This is a genomic window from Bradyrhizobium sp. 142, assembly GCF_023074015.1.
In the GTDB taxonomy this organism is placed as follows: Bacteria; Pseudomonadota; Alphaproteobacteria; order Rhizobiales; family Xanthobacteraceae; genus Bradyrhizobium.
Genome location: NZ_JADPKQ010000209.1, coordinates 55,982 through 74,242, shown reverse-complemented (window position 1 = coordinate 74,242; position 18,261 = coordinate 55,982). Strand labels below are relative to the sequence as shown.

The 18,261-nt window shown below is 64.9% G+C and carries 21 protein-coding genes; 16 read left to right on the top strand and 5 right to left on the bottom strand.

Going from position 1 to position 18,261, the window contains the following annotated elements:
- Nucleotides 1–486: 486 nt before the first annotated feature.
- Nucleotides 487–768, top strand: coding sequence for a DUF3551 domain-containing protein (locus IVA82_RS19370; RefSeq protein WP_247386791.1), 282 nt, complete (start codon nt 487–489; stop codon nt 766–768).
- Between the two features lie 183 nt (nt 769–951).
- Here the strand turns inward: IVA82_RS19370 and IVA82_RS19365 are convergent, their stop codons facing one another.
- The gene (locus IVA82_RS19365) at nt 952–1,932 is read right to left on the bottom strand and encodes a tripartite tricarboxylate transporter substrate binding protein (RefSeq protein ID WP_247386850.1); all 981 of its coding nucleotides are present in this window, start codon (nt 1,930–1,932) and stop codon (nt 952–954) included.
- Between the two features lie 337 nt (nt 1,933–2,269).
- Here IVA82_RS19365 and IVA82_RS19360 point away from each other — a divergent pair, with 337 nt between their 5' ends.
- The 5 genes from IVA82_RS19360 to IVA82_RS19340 all read left to right on the top strand — a co-directional run bounded on the left by IVA82_RS19360 (nt 2,270) and on the right by IVA82_RS19340 (nt 6,912).
- Nucleotides 2,270–4,084: a long-chain-acyl-CoA synthetase gene (locus IVA82_RS19360; RefSeq protein WP_247386792.1), complete on the top strand. Its 1,815-nt coding sequence runs from the start codon at nt 2,270–2,272 to the stop codon at nt 4,082–4,084.
- A 150-nt stretch (nt 4,085–4,234) separates the two neighbouring features.
- Nucleotides 4,235–4,480 carry an acyl carrier protein gene (locus IVA82_RS19355; RefSeq protein ID WP_247386793.1) on the top strand — a complete coding sequence of 82 codons (246 nt, stop codon included), beginning with the start codon at nt 4,235–4,237 and terminating at the stop codon, nt 4,478–4,480.
- Entirely contained in the window at nt 4,467–5,849 is a 1,383-nt protein-coding gene (locus IVA82_RS19350) for a class I adenylate-forming enzyme family protein (RefSeq protein WP_247386794.1), read from the top strand. The genes IVA82_RS19355 and IVA82_RS19350 overlap by 14 nt, the downstream gene beginning before the upstream one ends.
- On the top strand, nt 5,842–6,564 hold the full coding sequence (locus tag IVA82_RS19345) for an SDR family NAD(P)-dependent oxidoreductase (protein ID WP_247386795.1): 723 nt from the start codon (nt 5,842–5,844) through the stop codon (nt 6,562–6,564). Before IVA82_RS19350 ends, IVA82_RS19345 begins: the two co-directional genes overlap by 8 nt.
- A 126-nt stretch (nt 6,565–6,690) precedes the next feature.
- Nucleotides 6,691–6,912 carry a hypothetical protein gene (locus tag IVA82_RS19340; RefSeq protein WP_247386796.1) on the top strand — a complete coding sequence of 74 codons (222 nt, stop codon included), beginning with the start codon at nt 6,691–6,693 and terminating at the stop codon, nt 6,910–6,912.
- Nucleotides 6,913–6,925: 13 nt separating this feature from the next.
- Here the strand turns inward: IVA82_RS19340 and IVA82_RS19335 are convergent, their stop codons facing one another.
- Nucleotides 6,926–7,315, bottom strand: a complete 390-nt coding sequence (locus IVA82_RS19335) for a hypothetical protein (RefSeq protein WP_247386851.1) — start codon at nt 7,313–7,315, stop codon at nt 6,926–6,928.
- Between the two features lie 222 nt (nt 7,316–7,537).
- On the opposite strand from IVA82_RS19335, the gene IVA82_RS19330 reads away from it, so the two are divergent.
- Entirely contained in the window at nt 7,538–8,686 is a 1,149-nt protein-coding gene (locus IVA82_RS19330) for a DUF3095 domain-containing protein (protein WP_247386797.1), read from the top strand.
- Here IVA82_RS19330 and IVA82_RS19325 read toward each other — a convergent pair.
- From IVA82_RS19325 to IVA82_RS19315, 3 genes are all read right to left on the bottom strand, one after another.
- Entirely contained in the window at nt 8,683–9,120 is a 438-nt protein-coding gene (locus IVA82_RS19325; protein WP_247386798.1) for a DUF2147 domain-containing protein, read from the bottom strand. The two genes, IVA82_RS19330 and IVA82_RS19325, sit on opposite strands and share 4 nt — an antisense overlap.
- 80 nt (nt 9,121–9,200) lie before the next feature.
- Nucleotides 9,201–10,586 (bottom strand): MATE family efflux transporter, encoded by a 1,386-nt coding sequence (locus IVA82_RS19320; RefSeq protein ID WP_247386799.1) that lies wholly within the window; start codon nt 10,584–10,586, stop codon nt 9,201–9,203.
- Between the two features lie 84 nt (nt 10,587–10,670).
- Nucleotides 10,671–11,198 (bottom strand): GNAT family N-acetyltransferase, encoded by a 528-nt coding sequence (locus tag IVA82_RS19315; protein ID WP_247386800.1) that lies wholly within the window; start codon nt 11,196–11,198, stop codon nt 10,671–10,673.
- A gap of 244 nt (nt 11,199–11,442) precedes the next feature.
- On the opposite strand from IVA82_RS19315, the gene IVA82_RS19310 reads away from it, so the two are divergent.
- The 9 genes from IVA82_RS19310 to IVA82_RS19270 all read left to right on the top strand — a co-directional run bounded on the left by IVA82_RS19310 (nt 11,443) and on the right by IVA82_RS19270 (nt 18,256).
- The gene (locus IVA82_RS19310) at nt 11,443–12,039 is read left to right on the top strand and encodes a superoxide dismutase (protein ID WP_247386801.1); all 597 of its coding nucleotides are present in this window, start codon (nt 11,443–11,445) and stop codon (nt 12,037–12,039) included.
- A gap of 228 nt (nt 12,040–12,267) precedes the next feature.
- Complete coding sequence (locus tag IVA82_RS19305) at nt 12,268–12,879, top strand: permease (protein ID WP_247386802.1); 612 nt, start codon at nt 12,268–12,270, stop codon at nt 12,877–12,879.
- Nucleotides 12,876–13,376: a hypothetical protein gene (locus IVA82_RS19300; protein WP_008138982.1), complete on the top strand. Its 501-nt coding sequence runs from the start codon at nt 12,876–12,878 to the stop codon at nt 13,374–13,376. Before IVA82_RS19305 ends, IVA82_RS19300 begins: the two co-directional genes overlap by 4 nt.
- A 43-nt stretch (nt 13,377–13,419) precedes the next feature.
- Complete coding sequence (locus IVA82_RS19295) at nt 13,420–13,638, top strand: hypothetical protein (RefSeq protein ID WP_247386803.1); 219 nt, start codon at nt 13,420–13,422, stop codon at nt 13,636–13,638.
- A gap of 3 nt (nt 13,639–13,641) precedes the next feature.
- Nucleotides 13,642–14,394 carry an ABC transporter ATP-binding protein gene (locus tag IVA82_RS19290; protein WP_247386804.1) on the top strand — a complete coding sequence of 251 codons (753 nt, stop codon included), beginning with the start codon at nt 13,642–13,644 and terminating at the stop codon, nt 14,392–14,394.
- A 6-nt stretch (nt 14,395–14,400) separates the two neighbouring features.
- Complete coding sequence (locus IVA82_RS19285) at nt 14,401–15,270, top strand: metal ABC transporter permease (protein ID WP_247386805.1); 870 nt, start codon at nt 14,401–14,403, stop codon at nt 15,268–15,270.
- Between the two features lie 6 nt (nt 15,271–15,276).
- On the top strand, nt 15,277–16,140 hold the full coding sequence (locus tag IVA82_RS19280; RefSeq protein ID WP_247386806.1) for a zinc ABC transporter substrate-binding protein: 864 nt from the start codon (nt 15,277–15,279) through the stop codon (nt 16,138–16,140).
- A gap of 53 nt (nt 16,141–16,193) precedes the next feature.
- On the top strand, nt 16,194–17,237 hold the full coding sequence (locus IVA82_RS19275; protein WP_247386807.1) for a GTP-binding protein: 1,044 nt from the start codon (nt 16,194–16,196) through the stop codon (nt 17,235–17,237).
- Nucleotides 17,237–18,256: a WD40 repeat domain-containing protein gene (locus IVA82_RS19270; RefSeq protein ID WP_247386808.1), complete on the top strand. Its 1,020-nt coding sequence runs from the start codon at nt 17,237–17,239 to the stop codon at nt 18,254–18,256. Before IVA82_RS19275 ends, IVA82_RS19270 begins: the two co-directional genes overlap by 1 nt.
- The last annotated feature ends 5 nt before the right edge of the window (nt 18,257–18,261 follow it).

Here is an 18,261-nt window from a genome sequence, read left to right as displayed (position 1 = left end):
GGTAGGTTACCGTTCCTCCTCCCCGCAAGCGCAGGGCAATCGCATATGGGTGCACGATGCGGCGACATCGGCAGTGGGCTCCCTCTCCCGCTTGCGGGGGAGGGTTGGGGTGGGGGGTGTCTCCGCGTCGGGATTATTGAGATTGGGGAGGATATCCCGCCGTGGCGAGAGCCCTCACCCGCCGCGCGCGGGACGATGCTTCGCATCGCCCGGGGCGCGTCGGCCTCTCCCGCAAGCGGGAGAGGCGGAACAAGCCCGCGGACAATCCGCGTGAAATCCATATGCGATTGCCCTGCGCTTGCGGGGAGGAGGAACGGTATCTATCGTGGTGGTCGCGAACAACGCCGAGCGGCTATGTGCGTCACGCGAGCCACACCTCACCTTGCCGTCATCTGTCCTTAGGAACAGTCGCGTGCGCCGAGATGTTGTGTCATATGAACCCGTCGGCATCGACATCGCCGATGTTACCGATTCGAGGATTTCTCCATGCGCCTGCCGTTCCTGACCCTCACTGCGATCTTCATGCTGCTTGGCGCAGCGGATGCCAGCGCGCAGAGGTACGATCCGGCCTATCCCGTATGCATGCACCGCTACACCGGCGGCGGCTTGGGTGGCGGGGGCGGTGACTATTATGACTGCTCCTTCACCTCGTTGCCGCAATGCCGTGCCACAGCGTCGGGCCTTGCCGCGACCTGCGACCTCAATCCCTATTACGCCTTCAACGAACAGCCGCCGCCCCGCCGGCGTCACAAAAAGGTGCAGCAGTAGCGGTAGGCGATGCGGTTTCCGGAAACAGGTTTGATGCATCGCTCAGTGGGCCTGATGTGACTGCCGGTGCGGTGCTCATGGCCGCGCCGTCTCACGCGCAGACGCCGCGCTTGCGGCACAGAAAAGGAGCGCCGGGTAATCGTCCCCGGGGCATCGGTCCACCTTGCGAGCAGATGCCGCGCGCTATTCCTTCTTGATTCCCGACAGCTCCACCACCTTGCGCCAGCGCTCGGTTTCCGCGGTCAGCATGCCGCCGAACGCGTTGGCGTTGCCGTGCAGCGGGATCGCGCCGAGCGCGGCGACGCGAGCCTTGATCTCGGCGTCGGAGAGTGCAGCGTCGATCTCGCGATTGAGGAGATCGATGATCTCGCGCGGCGTGTCGTGCGGCGCGCCGACGCCGTAGAACCAGCTTGTCTCGCAACCGAGGAGCGTCTCGGCGATCGGCGGCACGTCCGGCAGGATCTCCGAGCGCTCGCGCGTGGTGACGCCGAGCGCGCGCAGCTTGCCGGCGCGCACCAGCTCGAAGGATGAGGTGACGTTGTCGAACATGCCCTGGATCTGGCCGCTCATCACGTCGGTCAATCCCGGCGCCGAGCCGCGATAGGGCACATGGGTGAACTGGACGCCGGCCATCGACTTGAACAATTCACCGGACAGATGCAGCGAGGTGCCGATGCCGGAGGAGGCGATCGACATCTTGCCGGGATTGAACTTGGCATGGGCGATGAAGTCGGCAACCGACTTCACCGGCAAATCGTTGTTGACGACCAACACCAGCGGAATGCGCGCGACGCCCGCGACCGGCGCGATGCCCTTGGCGAAATCGTATGGCAGCGCCGGATCGAACGAGGCGTTGATCGCGTTCGCGGTCGAGGTCAGCAGCAGCGTATAGCCGTCCGGTGCGGAGGTGATCACCGCCTGCGTGCCGATATTGCTGCCGGCGCCGGGCTTGTTCTCGACGATGAAGGTCTGGCCGAGCCGGTCGGACAGGCGCTGGCAGAGCAGCCGCGACAACACGTCGGTGGCGCCGCCCGGTGCGTGCGGCACCACCCACTTCACGCTGCGCGAGGGATAGGAAGGGTTGCCGATGGCAAAGGCGCGCGGTGCGGCGAGCGCGGCGGCGGCACAAGTGGCGGTCCGAAGGAAATGTCGCTTGGTGATCATGGTCTGCATCCGATTCACCTCGCCCCGCTTGCGGGGAGAGATCGGCGCGAAGCGCCGGGTGAGGGGGAGCCTCCGCGAGTCGTCCGTCACGGAGATTGTGGAGACTCCCCCTCACCCTGACCATCTCCCCGCAAGCGGGGCGAGGGGACATGCGCAGCGTGCCGGATGACCGGCTTTGCTATCGCAAGAATCGCGCCACGCCGCACGCCGTTCCCGTCGACTTGGTAAAGTATGACTAGCGTTAATCGGGAGCTAACCGAGTTTTACCTTGTCTCTTAACATCTGGGCAGGGCGCACGGAGCTAAACTGCCGGGACCAGCAGACACGTTCCGAAAGAATGGACGGCATGACCACCGGCGTCATCGAACAACCGAAGGCTGTGTGTGCGCCGTCGGCTTCAAAAATCTGGCTGAAGGCGATCGAGCTCACCGCGCGGATCGAGACATTGCCGGGCCGGCTGTTCGCCGACGTCGTCGACGATTGGGCGCGGCGCCAGCCCGATCGGGCTGCGTTGATCACCGATGACGCAAGCCTCGACTATGAAGGCCTGTCGAAGCGCATCAACCGCTATGCACGCTGGGCGCGCTCGGTCGGCGTCGCCAAGGGCGACACTATCGGCCTGATCATGCCGAACGGCATCGATTACGTCGCCGCCTGGCTCGGCATCAGCCGGGTCGGCGGCGTGGTGGCGCTGATCAATACAAAGCTCGTGGGGCCTTCGCTCGCCCATTGCATCGATGTCGCAAAGCCGTCGCACCTTATTGTCGCGCACGGGCTGACCGAGACGCTGGGCGGCGCGTTGCCGCATCTGAAGACGGACGCAAAAATCTGGATCCACGGCGATGCGCGAAGCGAGCGCGCGATCGATGTCGCGCTCGCAGCACTCGACGACGGCCCGCTCTCGCCGGACGAGCATGGCGGCGTCACCATCGACGACCGTGCGCTGCTGATCTACACGTCCGGCACCACGGGCCTGCCCAAGGCCGCCAGCATCAGTCACCGCCGCATCCTCAATTGGGGCTTTTGGTTCGCCGGCCTCACCGGCGCGACCCCGCAGGACCGGCTCTACGATTGCCTGCCGCTGTTCCATTCGGTCGGCGGCATCGTCGCGCCGTGCAGCATGCTCGCAGCCGGCGGCGCGGTCGTGATCGCGGAAAAATTCTCGGCGTCGAATTTCTGGCATGACGTCGTGCGGCACGATTGTACGCTGTTCCAGTATATCGGCGAGCTCTGCCGCTATCTGCTGAAAGCGCCGCCGTCGGAATACGAGAATCGCCACCGCCTGCGGCTCGCCTGTGGCAACGGCCTGCGCGGCGACATCTGGGAGGATTTCCAGGGACGTTTCGCCATTCCTCGCATTCTCGAATTTTACGCCGCAACCGAAGGCAACTTCTCGCTGTTCAACGTCGAAGGCCAGCCCGGCGCGATCGGCCGGATTCCGCCGCTGCTCGCGCACCGCTTCCCCGCCAGCCTCGTCAGACTCGATCCTGACAGTGGTGCTCCGCTGCGCAATGAAGATGGACTTTGCATTGCCTGTGCGCGTGGCGAGGCCGGCGAGGCCATCGGCCGCATCGGCACGGCGGATCAGGGCGGCGGCCGCTTCGAGGGCTATACCGATGCCGGAGAGACCGAGAAGAAGGTCTTGCGCGATGTCTTCGCCAAGGGCGATTCCTGGTTCCGTACCGGCGATTTAATGCGGCTCGATGACAAGGGCTTCTTCCACTTCGTCGATCGCATCGGCGACACCTTCCGCTGGAAGGGCGAGAACGTCGCGGCATCGGAGGTCAACGACGTCGTGCGCGATTTCACCGGTGTGGTCGACGCCACCAGCTATGGCGTCGGCATTCCCGGCGCGGACGGCCGGGCCGGCATGAGCGCGATCGTGGTGAACGAAGGCTTTGATATCGCTGCGCTGCCTGCGCATCTGGCGCAGCGGCTGCCGGCCTATGCGCGGCCCGTCTTCGTTCGCATTTCGCGCGAGCTCGACGCGACCGAGACGTTCAAGCAGAAGAAGGGTGAGTTGGCACGCGAGGGCTTCGACCCGAACGAGATCTCTGATCCGCTGTTCATGGCCGAGCCGAAATCCGGCGCCTATGTCGCGCTGGACGCAGAGATATATACGCAGATCGTGGACGGGTCGATGAGGCTGTAGCCGCACGAAATTCCGGAGATAGGTCCAATTTTATCTGAATTGTCCAAGAGCCCATTTACTTCTGTCGGGTAAACAAGCGGCCATGGGCGGCGGTCATCAAGAACCGCCGCAACACGAACGATCGATAACAGAACAAGAAGCGAGGCAGCCATGTCGGTAAGGTCTAAGGTTATTGAAGCGATCCAACAGATCGCCAAGGAACAGCACGTCGCGCTTCCCGAACTTTCGGACGACCTGTCGCTGCACGAGACGGGCTTCGATTCGCTCGCCTTCGCGATCCTGGTCGCGCGGCTGGAGGACGAGACCGGCGTCGACCCCTTCACCATTTCCGAGGACGCGGCGTTTCCCGCCACCGTGGGCGATTTCGTGCGGGCCTACGAAAATGTCCCCGCGTGAGATCTTTGCGCTCCGCGACCATCTCGGCGCGGAGCTGACGGGCCGCACCCTGTCGGATGCGCACACGAGCGTGTCGCTGACCGATATCCTGTCGCAGACCGTCCTGGGCGGCCGCCTTCGCGAGCTGTCGGGCCGCGCGGTATTGTTGAAGCTGTCCGACCAGCTCCGGTCGGGCCTTGCCATGATCGAGCTCGACGGCATCGCCCGTCGCATGCTGCTGTGTCCGCCGGATCTCAACCCGGCGCATCTGGACGCGTTGATCGCCGATGCCGGAATCGACGCCGTCGTCACCGACGAGCCGGATCGCTGGACTGACACCGGCGTTCCGCTGGTCGTCACCGCACAATTGCCGCTCGTACCAACAATTTCCGCTCAAACCGAGCGCGGCACTGAATGGCTGATGCTGACCTCGGGCACGTCGGGTGTGCCGAAGATCGCCGGGCATACGCTGGAAGCGCTCACCGGCGCCATCGTTGGCGAAGGCTCCGCGCGCGGTCCGGCGCCGGTGTGGGCCACGTTCTACGACATTCGCCGCTATGGGGGCCTGCAAATCTTCCTCCGCGCCATCCTCTGCGGCGGCTCGATGGTGCTGTCCGACCCGCATGAGGCGCTCGCCGATCACGTTGCTCGGCTCAATGCGCGCGGCGTTTCACACATCTCCGGCACGCCCTCGCATTGGCGCAAGCTGTTGATGAGCGGTTCGGCCGCGCACTTCGCTCCACGTTACGTCCGTCTCTCCGGCGAGATCGCGGATCAGGCGGTGCTCGACGGCTTGAAGGCGGCATTTCCGGGATCGTCGATCGGCCACGCCTATGCCTCGACCGAGGCCGGCGTCGGCTTCGCCGTGAATGACGGGCTGGAGGGCTTTCCGGCCGATTATCTCGGCAATCGCACCGGCGTCGAGATGAAGGTCGTCGACGGATCGCTCCGCATCCGTTCGAGCCGCAGCGCGCACGCCTATATCGGCCGCGACGCGTCTGCGCTCACCGACGATGACGGGTTCGTCGACAGCGGCGACGTGGTCGAGCTGCGCGGCGACCGCTATTACTTCGTCGGCCGCCGTGGCGGCATCATCAATATCGGCGGGTTGAAGGTTCATCCCGAGGAAATCGAGGCGGTGATCAATCGTCATCCCGACGTGCAGATGTCGCGGGCGAAATCGCGGAAGAGCCCGATCACCGGCGGCATCGTGGTCGCCGACGTGATCCTCGTCGATGGTACCGATCCGGCGCGGGCGAAAGATATCCGCGAGCAGATCGTCCAGCAGTGCCGCGCGCAGCTCGCTTCACACAAGGTGCCGGCGGTGGTCCGCTTCGTCGAGGCGCTCGACGTCACCCCGGCCGGCAAACTGGCGCGCACCGATGCATAACGTCCTCGTCACCGGCGGCAGCCGCGGCATCGGCCTTGCGATCGGCAAGCGCCTGGCCGGCGCCGGCTACAACGTGATCGCGGCGGCGCGGCGCGAGAGCGAGGAGCTCAAGGCCGCGATCGCCGAGTCCGAAGGACACCTGCATTTCCGGGCCTGCGATCTCGCTGTGATCGATGCGATCCCGGCTTTTGCGAAGCTCATCCGCGAAGAATTCGGCGCGATCTATGGCCTCGTCAACAATGCTGGCCTCGGCACCGAAGGCCTGCTCGCCACCATGCACAATTCCGAGATCGAGGCGCTGGTCCAGCTCAACGTGTTGTCGCCGATCATTCTCACCAAATACGTCGCGCGGCAGATGATGGCGGACGGTGCGGGCCGCATCGTCAACATTTCATCCATCATCGCGACGACGGGCTACAACGGCCTCTCCGTCTACGGCGCGACCAAGGCTGCCGCCACTGGCTTCACCCGCTCGCTCGCGCGCGAGGTCGGCAAGCTCGGCGTCACCGTGAACGCGATCGCACCCGGCTTCATCGACACCGAGCTCACGCACAATCTCTCCGACGAGGGACGCAAGCGCATCGCCGGCCGCAGCGCACTGCGCCGTTTGCCGGACACGGACGACGTGGCGCGCATGGTGGAATATCTCCTGGGCGAAGGCGGCCGCAACGTGACCGGCACCGTGTTCACGATCGATGCGGGCAATACGGCGTGATCGGAACTCCGCCGCCGCAATTGAGTTGATCCGGCCCAATGACATCAAGCCGGATTTGGTCGTAAGATGCGCCGCAATCGATTGGGTTACGTCAATCGATCTGCCCCAATCGCCAGGGAGCAGCCCATGAAGATGTCGAGCATGACCGCTTCGAACGTGATCGCCAATCGCGGCCGCATCGAGCAATCCGCCGCGAAACCGGCCGACGTCCACTGCCCGCCAATGACGCATCAGAATTCCGGCGATCATGGCCATGAGATGTATCCGCAGCAATTCGTGCGGCTCGTGGGGTGCCACGCTGTATCGGCGCCCTCGCTGGGCAAGCGTCAGGACGAGAAGCTGCACTAGCGCGTATCGGCGCTCACGGTTCGTGCTTCGCCAGATCAATCCGTTCGTGTGAAAACTCCGGCGGTCCCTCGGTGAGGCGGCGAATGCGGCGCTCGCGTTCGCGCGGCGGCAATGCGGGATCGAGCAGCCGGTCGATCTCGTGCACTGCGATCTCTTCGAGTCTGGTGGCGTCCGATGCGGTCGCCGTGTGGGGTGCTGCCGATGCCGCGGGCGCAACTCTCAACCCCATTTCGACCAGCTTGCAGATTGCATCCGAACGGGTCAGATGATGCGCTTCGGCCCAGGCGTCGACGGCCGAGGTCAATCCTTCGGGCATCTTCACCGCGCTGACGGCGTCGAGCCCCGTGCGCCGGCGCAGCGGGGAGCCAGAATCCTTGTTGCCGAAGTCGGACACCTCGATCATCCCGCTAGAGGTCTGAATGATCCAATCGTAGCTGCGATCGCCGGGCCATTGTTTGATGCCGATCAATGACGAAGTGCGGCAACCCGGCGCGGCGTGACCTTGTTGTCCACCTTCATTTCGGCCAATGATCGGGACTATGACGGGCGCGCCGGCGGGCGAACCCGGATCGATCCTGCCACGTACCTGTTTCGGACGCGCTTCCCAATCATACGGCATCATCCGATGACACCAGGCGAAACCTTCTACGGCGCTATTCCCGTCTTCCGTGGCTTCACCAGCCTGATGGATCCCAAGCTCTATTCGCCGCTGCCTGACGACTGGACCATCGGTGTCGCCGACATCGTCGATTCGACCAAGGCGATCGCGGCGCAGCGTTACAAGGCGGTCAACATGGCGGGCGCCGCAGTGATCGCGGCGGTGACGAATGCGCTGGAGGGACGGGAATTCCCGTTCGTGTTCGGCGGCGACGGCGCGAGCTTTGCGGTCGCGCCCGGCGATTTCGAACGTGCCCGCGAAGCGCTGGCCGCGACCGCGACCTGGGTGCGGGAGGATCTCGATCTGAAGATGCGCGTCGCGCTGGTGCCGGTGAGCGCCATTCGCGCGCAGGGCCTCGACGTGCGCGTCGCGCGCTTCGGTCCGTCGGCGAACTTGTCCTATGCGATGTTCTCTGGCGGCGGACTGGGCTGGGCCGATGCGGCGATGAAGCGCGGCGAGTTCGCAGTCACGGAGGCACCAGCCGGCTCGCAGCCCGATCTTTCGGGGCTGTCTTGCCGTTTCGAGGAGATTCCTGCCTCGCGCGGATTGATCCTGTCGGTGCTGGTGGTGCCGGCGCGCGGTGCCGAGGCGCAAGCGTTCCGGAAGGTGATCGAAGATGTCATCCATCTCGTCGAGCGCAGCCCCGATGCCGGTCGGCCGGTGCCGTCGCAGGGGCCGCCGCTGAAATGGCCGCCGCAGGGGCTGGAATACGAGGCGCGGGCGAAGCGAGGCCGCTCGCTGTTGCAGCGGCGCGTCGGCGTGCTGGCCTACACGTTGTTCGTCTATCTCATCGTGCGCTTCGACATCAAGATCGGCGGCTTCGTGCCCAAGCTGTATACGCGGCAGGTGGTCGAAAATTCCGACTTCCGCAAATATGACGACGGCCTGCGCATGATCCTGGACTGCACCCCCGAACTCGCGCGCGCGTTGAGCGATTGCCTCGCGGCAGCAGCGCGCGACGGCATCGTGCGCTACGGTCTCTACCAGCAGGACGCGGCGATGATGACCTGCTTCACGCCCTCGGCGCTGCGCAGCGATCACGTGCACTTCATCGACGGCGCGCGAGGCGGCTATGCCTCTGCGGCGACGGCACTGAAGGCAATGATGGCGAGCTAACGTCCGGCCCGCGTCCAGGTCTCGCCGCCGCAGAGCGCGCCGACGCAGCCCTCGACGCGCAGCGAATCCGCGCCAGTGACGGTGACGCTGCTCGCATAGGTACTCCCGTCGTCGGCGTTGTAGATCTGGCCGGACCATTTGCTCGTGCCCATGGGCTGCATGCCGCTGAACAGCGGCAATCCGATCATCAGGCGCCTGGCGAGCGCGGGATTGGGGTTCTTGCTGTCGGTCGCCGGCTGGCCGGTCGCAGTGTCGTGAGGCTCCCTTAGCCAGACGATGACGCCGCAGATGCCGCCGCCGCACTTGCTGATCTTCACGCGCGCATCGCCCGCCTGGGTTAGCCAGGTGCCACTCGCGTCAGTGCTCTGGGCGTAAGCGGGTGCGCCGGACAGCACGGCCAGAAAAACGGTCAGGACGGCGAATCTGAGTGTCATGGAGAGAGCCCCGGAATGGAGGCGCCTCCATAGCAGCCCGTCAGGATGGTGCAACGCTCGATTGAATCACATTTCTGCGCTCATTTGCCCCAGCGCACGAAGGCGACCGAGGCCGCGGTCGAGAGCCCGAATACGGCCATGGCGCCGCCGACCAGCGCGAACAAGGTCCAGGCCGGCGCCTGTGCCATGACGAGGCCGGTGCCGCCGATCGCCACGATCAGAAGTCGCGCGGTCGAGGCGAGCACGGGGCCGCCGACGCGCGCCGCGCCTTGCGAGGAGAAATACAGCGAGACGCCGATGCCGAAGAACATGAAGGCCGGGCCGGCCCAATGGAAATAGCTGGACGCGGCGGCGGTGACGCCAGGATCCCACGTGAAGAGCGACACCCACAGCGACGGAGCGATTGCGACGAGAAGGCCGACCAGGCCGACAGTGAGGCCAGAGGCCGTAGCTGCGGTCCAGGCAACTCGCCGCGCGCGCTGCAAGTGCCCGGCGCCGATCGCCACGCCGACCACCGGCACCGACGCGATGCCGAACGCGAAAGTGATCGGGATCAGCAGAAATTCCAGCCGCGAGCCGATGCCATAGCCGGCCAGCACCTCGGTGCCGAACGTTGCCAGGATCTTGGTGACGATCAGGATCGTGAGCACGGTCTGGAGCGGCGACAGGCAGGCGACCGCGCCGACCTTGAGAATGTCGAAAAACATTGCGCGCTCGAAATGGAACGCGCGGACATTCAGCGGCAGCCGGCTGCGGCCGGACAGCAGATACCACAGCAGGAAGACCGCGGCGCCGCTGAACGCAACCAACTGGCCAGCGGCGACCCCATGCATGCCGAATTGCGGCACGCCGAACAGGCCGAGCCCCAGCGTGCCGCCGAGCGCGACCTGCACCAGGCTTGCCCCGATCAGCGTCATCGAGGGCAGGCGCATGTCGCCGGTGCCGCGGATCACCGAGGCCAGCGTGTTGACGAGCCAGATCGCGATCGCGCCGGAGAACAGCACCTGGGAATAGCCGCAGGCTTCGTCGAGCACGCGTTCGCGGCCGCCGAGCAGCGCGAAGAAGCTGCGGCCGAAGGGGAGCATCATCGCGGTGAAGAACAGCCCGCCGCAGAGGCCGATGATGGCGGCATGCAGCGCCAGCGTCGCGGCGCCGTCGCGATTTCCCGCGCCGAGCGCGCGGCTGATCGCGGACGAAACGCCGCCGCCCATCGCGCCCGCGCTCATCATCTGCGTCAGCATCGCGAACGGAAACACCAGCGCGATTGCGGCCAGCGGCACGGTGCCGAGCCGGCCGATATAGGAGGTCTCGGCGATCGCAACCAGCGTGCTGCCCACCATCGCGATCATGTTGGGAAGCGCCAACCGCAGCAGCGTCGGCAGGATCGGCGCTGTCAGCAGGCTGGCGATGGGAGAGGCGACCGGTGCACGCGGCGGCACGGCGTCCAGGGAGGCGTCGATCGTCATGTGTCACCGGGCGGAGTATTGGATGATGCTCGACATATTATAGGGCAAGCGAGCCCCTGCGCCAGCCCTCACCTCACGCAGGGCTCACCAGGGCAGGCCGCATAGGTCGATGGTGCCCTGGCGCGGTGCGCGCACGATGTCGAACACGAAGGGAGCCATGTGGTCGAACCGGATCCGCCCCTCCGGCTGCTCGCAATAGATGTCGCCAGTGAAGGCGTGCCAGTTGCGGGCTTCATAAAACGCCACATTGTGCGGCTCGCAGAACAGGAGCGCGAAGCGCACCGCCTCGTTGGCCCTCATGGTGTGCACGGCTGCGTCGATCGCCATGGTCGCATAGCCGCGTCCGCGCTGATCTTCGCGGGTGCAGACCCCGCCGATGCCGCCGACATGGACATTGCGCCCGTTCCAGCTGATGGTGCGGAAATAGATGCCGACATGGCAGACGAGGCCGTCCTCGGGCGTCTCGATCAGCACGCGCAGATCGGCATTGGCCCATTTGACGTGAGCCCATGGCGGCTTCTCCGCCGCGGCGTCCCCCCAAACTGCGCTAAGGAGCGGCTCGGCGGTCGGCCAAGAGGCGTCGCCATTCAGGATGTCGATCTCGACGCTCATTGCTCAGTCTCTCGTATCTTCGGTTCGTGGCGCATTCGTTCTGTTATAAACGCTTCAAAGGCAATGATATTTTGCGGCGACCGGGCGAGGCTGGGTGATTGTCCGCCGCCTGCGACGATTTTATGCAATCCGGCCAAGCGTCCGCATCACCCGTTTGCGCAAATTGGCGGTATTTAACGGCCGCGGAACATTCTATAAGGGGTGATCGTTAAGCCTCGTTCCCCACCAGTTGCGGACAAGAACCATGACATTCACGCTGCCCCCTCTTCCTTACGCCTATGACGCCCTCGGGCAATTCATGTCGAAGGAAACGCTGGAATTCCACCACGACAAGCACCATCAGGCCTACGTCACCAACGGCAACAACGCGCTCAAGGGGACCGAATGGGAAGGCAAGTCCCTTGAGGAGATCGTCAAGGGCTCGTTCGGCAAGAACCCTGCCGTGTTCAACAATGCCGGCCAGCACTACAACCACATCCACTTCTGGAGCTGGATGAAGCCCAATGGTGGCGGCACCAAGCTGCCGGGCAAGCTCGAGAAGAAGATCAACGAGGACCTCGGCGGCTTCGAGAAGTTCAAGACGGACTTCCAGGCGGCCGGCGTCGGCCAGTTCGGCTCCGGCTGGTGCTGGCTCCAGGTCAAGAACGGCAAGCTCGAGATCTCCAAGACCCCGAACGGCGAGAATCCGCTGGTGCATGGCGCCACCCCGATCCTCGGCTGCGACGTCTGGGAGCACTCCTACTACATCGACTATCGCAACCGCCGTCCGGACTATCTGAAGGCGTTCGTCGAGAACCTCGTGAACTGGGAATACGTCGAGTCCCTGCTCGACAAGGCCTGAGTGAGCCATTCGATCATTCCGGGTTCGATGCATCGCACCGTCCCGGAATGCCAGTGAAAGGCATCGAAAAGGCGGTCGCATGCGCGGCCGCCTTTTTGCTGCGCATTCTCCAGCCCCCTGCATAGCCCTGCGCAAGGCGCGCATGGGGCCCTGTCATAGTTCCGTTTGCATCGGGGGCAGGGCCTCCTTAATCAAGGCTGGCATCCCTTCCCTCCGATCCAAGCCCCGTTGTCAGAACCCTTTTCGAAAGACCCGGCGCCTGCCGCGGACGCCGAGTCCGAGCCGCGGCCTGGGCGTGTGCGCAAGCCGATCGGCTGGTCGACACTGGTCATCGCCGCGTTGGTTGCGGTCAGTGCGGCGCTGGTCTGGCGGCGCGACGGCACCGACGGTGTGCTGGAGATCCTCACCCACGATCTGTCGCTGTTCGGCGGCATCCTGCCGCGCGTGCTGGCGGGCTGTCTGCTCGGCGCGTTCATCTCGGAAATCCTGCCGCACGAGAAAGTCTCGCGCTCACTCGGGCCGAAGTCCGGGCTGAAGGGGCTTCTGATCGGCACTGCCTTCGGCGCGATCCTGCCCGGTGGACCCTTCACCGCATATCCCGTAGCGAGCGCGCTGCTGGCGGTCGGCGCCGATTTCGGCGCCACCATTGCCATGGTCGTGAGCTGGACCCTGATCGGCTACGGCCGCGCCGTTGCATGGGAAATCCCGATCATGGGCGCCGATTTCACGCTGTGGCGCATCGTCATCTCGCTGCCGCTGCCGGTGCTGGCAGGCAGCCTCGGCCGCTTCGTCTATGTCCGGATGTATCCGAAGCCGGCGACGAAGGACGATGAGACGTGAGCGCCGCGCTTCTGATCGACATCCTGCTGTGGGGCTCGGTTTTCGGCGTCGGCCTGATCGCCTTTCGTCGCGGCCCTCCGGTGTTCAAGGCCTCGCTACGCGAAGGCTCGATGGACTTCATCAACATCGTGCCGCGGATTGCGTTGGGAGTGATCGGCTCCGGCTATATCGCCGCCATTATCCCGCAAGAGGTTATCACCGGCTGGCTCGGGCCGGACAGCGGCTGGCTCGGGGTCGCGACCGCCGTGGTCGCCGGCGCCGCTACACCGGGCGGCCCGGTGATCGGCTTCTCCATCGGCACAGTGGCGCTGAAATCCGGCGGCGGGGTGCCGCAGGTGGTTGCTTATGTCGTTGCCTGGGCACTGTTCGCTTTCCAGCGGGTCATTCTGTGGGAAATCCCGTTCATGCCAGCTCGGTTCGTCTGGTTCCGCTGCGCGGTCTCGGTCCCGTTCCCGTTCGTCGCCGCTGCCATCGCCATGGTGATCGGCAAACCCTGAGCTGGGCGTGGACAGGCGTAATGTTATATTATAACATCTCCAAATGGTTCCCGCCGCCTCGCATGCCCACCATCACGACCATTCCCACGCCCATTCGCATGGGCACGACCACGTGCATACCCATGTCCACGGTGCGACCTCTCCGCATCCGGCCCAGGCGGCGCCCTGGTCGATCCTGCGCATGACCATGGCCACGCGCCTTTCGGCCGCGATCGCGGTCTGCGCGGTGCTGTGGGGCATCGTCTGGGTGGCGATGAGGTGATCCATGGCAGCATTGCATTTCCACAACGTCACGTTCGGCTATGACCGGCATCCGGCCGTGCACCATCTCAACGGCGAGGTCGCGTCGGGCGCGCTGGTCGCCGTGATCGGCCCGAACGGCGCCGGCAAGTCGACGCTGCTGCGCGGCATCGTCGGCATCCTCAAGCCGCTCGATGGCAGCATTCATCTCGGCGAACGCGACTCCCGCGATATCGCCTATCTGCCGCAGAGCGCGGAGATCGACCGCAGCTTTCCAATCTCGGTGTTCGATTTCGTCGCCACCGGACTGTGGCGCGCGACCGGCCTGTTCGGCGGCATCGGCAAGGCCGCGCGCGACAAGATCCTGCATGCGATTGCGGGCGTCGGGCTCAACGGTTTCGAGAATCGTCCGATCGGCACGCTCTCCGGCGGGCAGATGCAGCGCGTGCTGTTCGCGCGCGTTCTGCTCCAGGACGCGAGCCTGATCGTGCTCGACGAGCCCTTCAACGCCATCGACAGCAAGACCACGATCGATCTGCTCGCGCTGGTGAAGCGCTGGCATGGCGAGGGCCGCACCGTGCTGGCCGCGCTGCACGATCTGGAGATGGTGCGCACGCATTTCAGCGAGACGCTGGTGCTGGCGCGCGGACCGGTGGCATGGGGCCCGACGGCGGAAGTTCTGACGCCGGAAAACCTGATGGTCGCGATGCGGATGTGCGAAGCGTTCGACGACAGCGCCGCGGCCTGCGCCGATGATGCGCGCTCGCAGGCGGCGTGACATCTGATGTTTCATGACGCGCTGATCGGCCCGTTCACCGAATTCGAATTCATGCGGCGCGCGCTCGCAGCCGTGATCGCGCTGTCGCTCGCCGGCGCCCCGATCGGCGTGTTCCTGATGTTGCGGCGGATGAGCCTCGTCGGCGACGCCATGGCGCACGCGATCCTCCCCGGTGCCGCCGTTGGTTTCCTGCTCTCCGGCCTCAATCTATTCGCGATGACGGCCGGCGGCCTGATCGCCGGCTTTGCGGTCGCGATCCTCGCTGGCGTAGTTTCGCGATCGACCGGGCTGAAGGAGGACGCCTCGCTTGCGACCTTCTATCTGGCCTCGCTGGCGCTGGGCGTCACCATCGTCTCGATCAAGGGTACAAACATCGACCTGCTGCACGTGCTGTTCGGCAACATCCTGGCGATGGACGACCAGACGCTGCTGATGGTCGCCTTCAACGCCACGGTCACGCTGCTGGTGCTGGCCGTGATCTACCGCCCGCTGGTGATCGAGAGCGTCGATCCCTTGTTCCTGCGCACCGTCAGCCGCGCCGGGGGGCCCGCGCATCTCGTCTTCCTCGCGCTCGTCGTGATCAATTTGGTCAACGGCTTTCAGGCGCTCGGCACCTTGCTCGCGGTCGGCCTGATGATCCTGCCCGCCGGCATCGCGCGATTCTGGTCGCGTGATCTGACGGCGATGATCTGCATCGCGGTGATCGTCGCCGCTGTATCCGGCTATGCAGGCCTCGTGCTGTCGTTCCAGACCCGCGTGCCCTCGGGGCCTGCGATCATTCTGGTGGCGAGCGGGGTCTACATCGTCTCCGTCCTGTTCGGCCGTGTCGGCGGCGTTATCAGGCAGCTGTTTCCCGGCCGGCATCTGGAAGCGTGACGGGCGATGCGGCTTATCCTATTTTGTGTGCTCTTGCTGATCGCTTCGCCGCTGCACGCCGCCGAGCGGCTCAACGTGGTCGCGAGCTTCTCGATCCTGGCCGATTTCGTCCGTAATGTCGGCAGTGACCGCATCAGCCTCACGACGCTGGTTGGCGCCGACAGCGACGTCCACGTCTACACGCCTGCGCCTGGCGATGCGAAGCGGATCGCGGATGCAAAGCTCGTCGTCGTCAACGGCCTCGGCCTCGAAGGCTGGCTGCCGCGGCTGGTGCAATCCTCGGGCAGCAAGGCAAGGGTCGTCACCGCAAGCACCGGCATTACGCCCCTGAAACTCGGCACGGCCGCAGATCCCCATGCCTGGCAGTCGGTCCCCAACGCCAAGGCCTACGTCACCAACATCGCCAGTGCGTTGGCCGCCGCCGACCCGGACGATGCGGACTTCTTCCGTGCCGAGGCAAAAGCCTATCTGGAAAAGCTCGAAACGCTCGACCGCGAGGTGCGTGAGGCGGTGGCAAAAATCCCGCCGGAGCGGCGCAAGGTGATCTCCACCCACAACGCCTTCGGCTATTTCGCCGCCGAATACGGCGTCCGGTTCATCGCGCCCTTGGGGGTCTCCACCGAAACCGAGCCCAGCGCCCGCGATATCGCGACCATCATCGGCCAGATCAAGGCCCAAAAAATCCCGGCGGTATTCCTGGAGAATATCAGCGATGAACGGCTGATCCGCCGGATCGCCGCCGAGACCGGATCAAAGCTCGGCGGGACCCTGATTTCGGACGGTTTGACCGGCGAAAAGGGGCTCGCCCCCACTTACATTGATATGGTCAGGCACAATATAAAGGCCCTGACCAGCGCGCTTGACCATTAGGGCAGGGGCCACCCCGCCTCGCGTCGCGCAAAAGCCCGAAGTCCGGAGTTGTTATGTCTGAAGCGACCTCTCAAAAAATTCCTGTGACCGTGCTGACCGGCTATCTCGGTGCCGGCAAGACCACGCTTTTGAACCGCATCTTGTCGGAAAATCATGGCAAGAAGTACGCTGTCATCGTCAACGAATTCGGCGAGATCGGCATCGACAACGACCTCATCATCGGCGCCGATGAGGAAGTGTTCGAGATGAACAATGGCTGCATCTGCTGCACCGTGCGCGGCGACCTCGTCCGCATCATGGACGGCCTGATGAAGCGCAAGGGCAAGTTCGACGCGATCATCGTCGAGACCACGGGCCTCGCCGATCCGGCACCGGTGGCCCAGACATTCTTCGTCGACGAGGACGTGCAGAAGAACGCCCGGCTCGATGCGGTCGTCACGGTCGCCGACGCCAAATGGCTGTCCGACCGACTCAAGGACGCGCCCGAGGCCAAGAACCAGATCGCCTTCGCCGACGTCATCGTGCTGAACAAGACCGATCTCGTCACCAAGGGCGAGCTTGCCGAGGTCGAGGCCCGCATCCGCGCCATCAACCCCTATGCGAAGCTGCACCGCACCGAGCGCTGCTCGGTGGCTTTGGCCGACGTGCTCGATCGTGGCGCCTTCGACCTCGACCGCATCCTCGACATCGAGCCGGACTTCCTGAATGCCGATGATCATGACCACGATCATGACCATCACCACCATGGCCACGACCATCATCATGATCACGGCCACGGCCTGAAGCACTACCACGACGAGGACATGCAGTCGCTGTCGCTCAAGACCGACAAGCCGCTCGATCCGAACGTGTTCATGCCCTGGCTCCAGAACCTGGTGCAGGTCGAGGGCGGGAAGATCCTGCGCTCCAAAGGCATCCTCGCCTTCCACGACGATGATGATCGCTACGTCTTCCAGGGCGTCCACATGATGCTGGAGGGCAATCACCAGCGGAAATGGCAGCACGGCGAGCGGCGCGAGAGCCGCCTCGTCTTCATCGGTCGCGAATTGCCGGAAGAGGCTATTCGCACCGGCTTCGAGAGCTGCATCGTCTCGTGATGAAAGAGTTTACGCCGGCTCCCGATTCAGCCTCGATCGTTTCGGTCACCGACCGCGTCAAGCCGGTCGCGATTGGCATGGGCGTAATCTCAGCGCATTTTCTCGGCGATCGTGCCGCCTTTGTCGGCGGTGAGGAGAACGTCGCTTTCGTCGATGCCAAGGGCGAGATCAGCAAGGTCGCCGTTCACAGCGGCGGCATTCTCTCGATCGCGTCCGACGGCAAGCGCCTTGTGATGGGCGGTGACGATGGCAAGGTCGTCTCGCTCGATGCCAAGGGCGAGGTGACGCTGCTCGCCACCGACCCGAAGCGGCGCTGGATCGACGCGGTGGCGCTGCACCCGGACGGCGCCTTCGCCTGGTCGGCCGGAAAGTTCGCCTTCGTTAAGAGCGGCAAGCTGGAGGAAAAATCGATCGAGGTGCCCTCGACCGTCGGCGGGCTTGCGTTCGCGCCGAAGGGCCTGCGGCTCGCGATCGCGCATTACAACGGCGCGACGCTGTGGTTTCCGAACATGGCGGCCACGGCCGAATTCCTGCCCTGGGCCGGCTCGCATCTCGGCGTCACCTTCAGCCCGGACAACAAATTCCTGGTCACCACGATGCATGAGGCGGCGCTGCACGGCTGGCGTCTCGCCGACAACCGCCACATGCGCATGACCGGCTATCCCGGCCGCGTCCGCTCGATGTCCTGGAGCGCGGGCGGCAAAGCGCTGGCGACCTCGGGCGCCGACACCGTGATCCTGTGGCCGTTCGCCAGCAAGGACGGCCCGATGGGCAAGGAGCCCGCGATGCTGGCGCCGCTCCAGGCGCGCGTGTCGGTGGTCGCCTGCCACCCCAAAAACGACATCCTCGCCGCCGGCTACAGCGACGGCACCGTGCTGATGGTGCGGCTGGAGGACGGCGCCGAGATCCTGGTCCGCCGCAACGGCACGGCGCCCGTGGCCGCGCTCGCCTGGAACGCCAAAGGCACGCTGCTGGCGTTCGCGGATGAACATGGGGACGGCGGGCTTCTGGAGCTTTAATCTGT

What these genes read in the sequence shown, in the direction of transcription:
- IVA82_RS19370 (WP_247386791.1), top strand. Translation starts at nt 487, where the DNA reads ATGCGCCTGCCGTTCCTGACCCTCACTGCGATCTTCATGCTGCTTGGC.
- IVA82_RS19365 (WP_247386850.1), bottom strand. Translation starts at nt 1,932, where the DNA reads ATGATCACCAAGCGACATTTCCTTCGGACCGCCACTTGTGCCGCCGCC.
- IVA82_RS19360 (WP_247386792.1), top strand. Translation starts at nt 2,270, where the DNA reads ATGGACGGCATGACCACCGGCGTCATCGAACAACCGAAGGCTGTGTGT.
- IVA82_RS19355 (WP_247386793.1), top strand. Translation starts at nt 4,235, where the DNA reads ATGTCGGTAAGGTCTAAGGTTATTGAAGCGATCCAACAGATCGCCAAG.
- IVA82_RS19350 (WP_247386794.1), top strand. Translation starts at nt 4,467, where the DNA reads ATGTCCCCGCGTGAGATCTTTGCGCTCCGCGACCATCTCGGCGCGGAG.
- IVA82_RS19345 (WP_247386795.1), top strand. Translation starts at nt 5,842, where the DNA reads ATGCATAACGTCCTCGTCACCGGCGGCAGCCGCGGCATCGGCCTTGCG.
- IVA82_RS19340 (WP_247386796.1), top strand. Translation starts at nt 6,691, where the DNA reads ATGAAGATGTCGAGCATGACCGCTTCGAACGTGATCGCCAATCGCGGC.
- IVA82_RS19335 (WP_247386851.1), bottom strand. Translation starts at nt 7,315, where the DNA reads ATGATCGAGGTGTCCGACTTCGGCAACAAGGATTCTGGCTCCCCGCTG.
- IVA82_RS19330 (WP_247386797.1), top strand. Translation starts at nt 7,538, where the DNA reads ATGACACCAGGCGAAACCTTCTACGGCGCTATTCCCGTCTTCCGTGGC.
- IVA82_RS19325 (WP_247386798.1), bottom strand. Translation starts at nt 9,120, where the DNA reads ATGACACTCAGATTCGCCGTCCTGACCGTTTTTCTGGCCGTGCTGTCC.
- IVA82_RS19320 (WP_247386799.1), bottom strand. Translation starts at nt 10,586, where the DNA reads ATGACGATCGACGCCTCCCTGGACGCCGTGCCGCCGCGTGCACCGGTC.
- IVA82_RS19315 (WP_247386800.1), bottom strand. Translation starts at nt 11,198, where the DNA reads ATGAGCGTCGAGATCGACATCCTGAATGGCGACGCCTCTTGGCCGACC.
- IVA82_RS19310 (WP_247386801.1), top strand. Translation starts at nt 11,443, where the DNA reads ATGACATTCACGCTGCCCCCTCTTCCTTACGCCTATGACGCCCTCGGG.
- IVA82_RS19295 (WP_247386803.1), top strand. Translation starts at nt 13,420, where the DNA reads ATGGTTCCCGCCGCCTCGCATGCCCACCATCACGACCATTCCCACGCC.
- IVA82_RS19290 (WP_247386804.1), top strand. Translation starts at nt 13,642, where the DNA reads ATGGCAGCATTGCATTTCCACAACGTCACGTTCGGCTATGACCGGCAT.
- IVA82_RS19285 (WP_247386805.1), top strand. Translation starts at nt 14,401, where the DNA reads ATGTTTCATGACGCGCTGATCGGCCCGTTCACCGAATTCGAATTCATG.
- IVA82_RS19280 (WP_247386806.1), top strand. Translation starts at nt 15,277, where the DNA reads ATGCGGCTTATCCTATTTTGTGTGCTCTTGCTGATCGCTTCGCCGCTG.
- IVA82_RS19275 (WP_247386807.1), top strand. Translation starts at nt 16,194, where the DNA reads ATGTCTGAAGCGACCTCTCAAAAAATTCCTGTGACCGTGCTGACCGGC.
- IVA82_RS19270 (WP_247386808.1), top strand. Translation starts at nt 17,237, where the DNA reads ATGAAAGAGTTTACGCCGGCTCCCGATTCAGCCTCGATCGTTTCGGTC.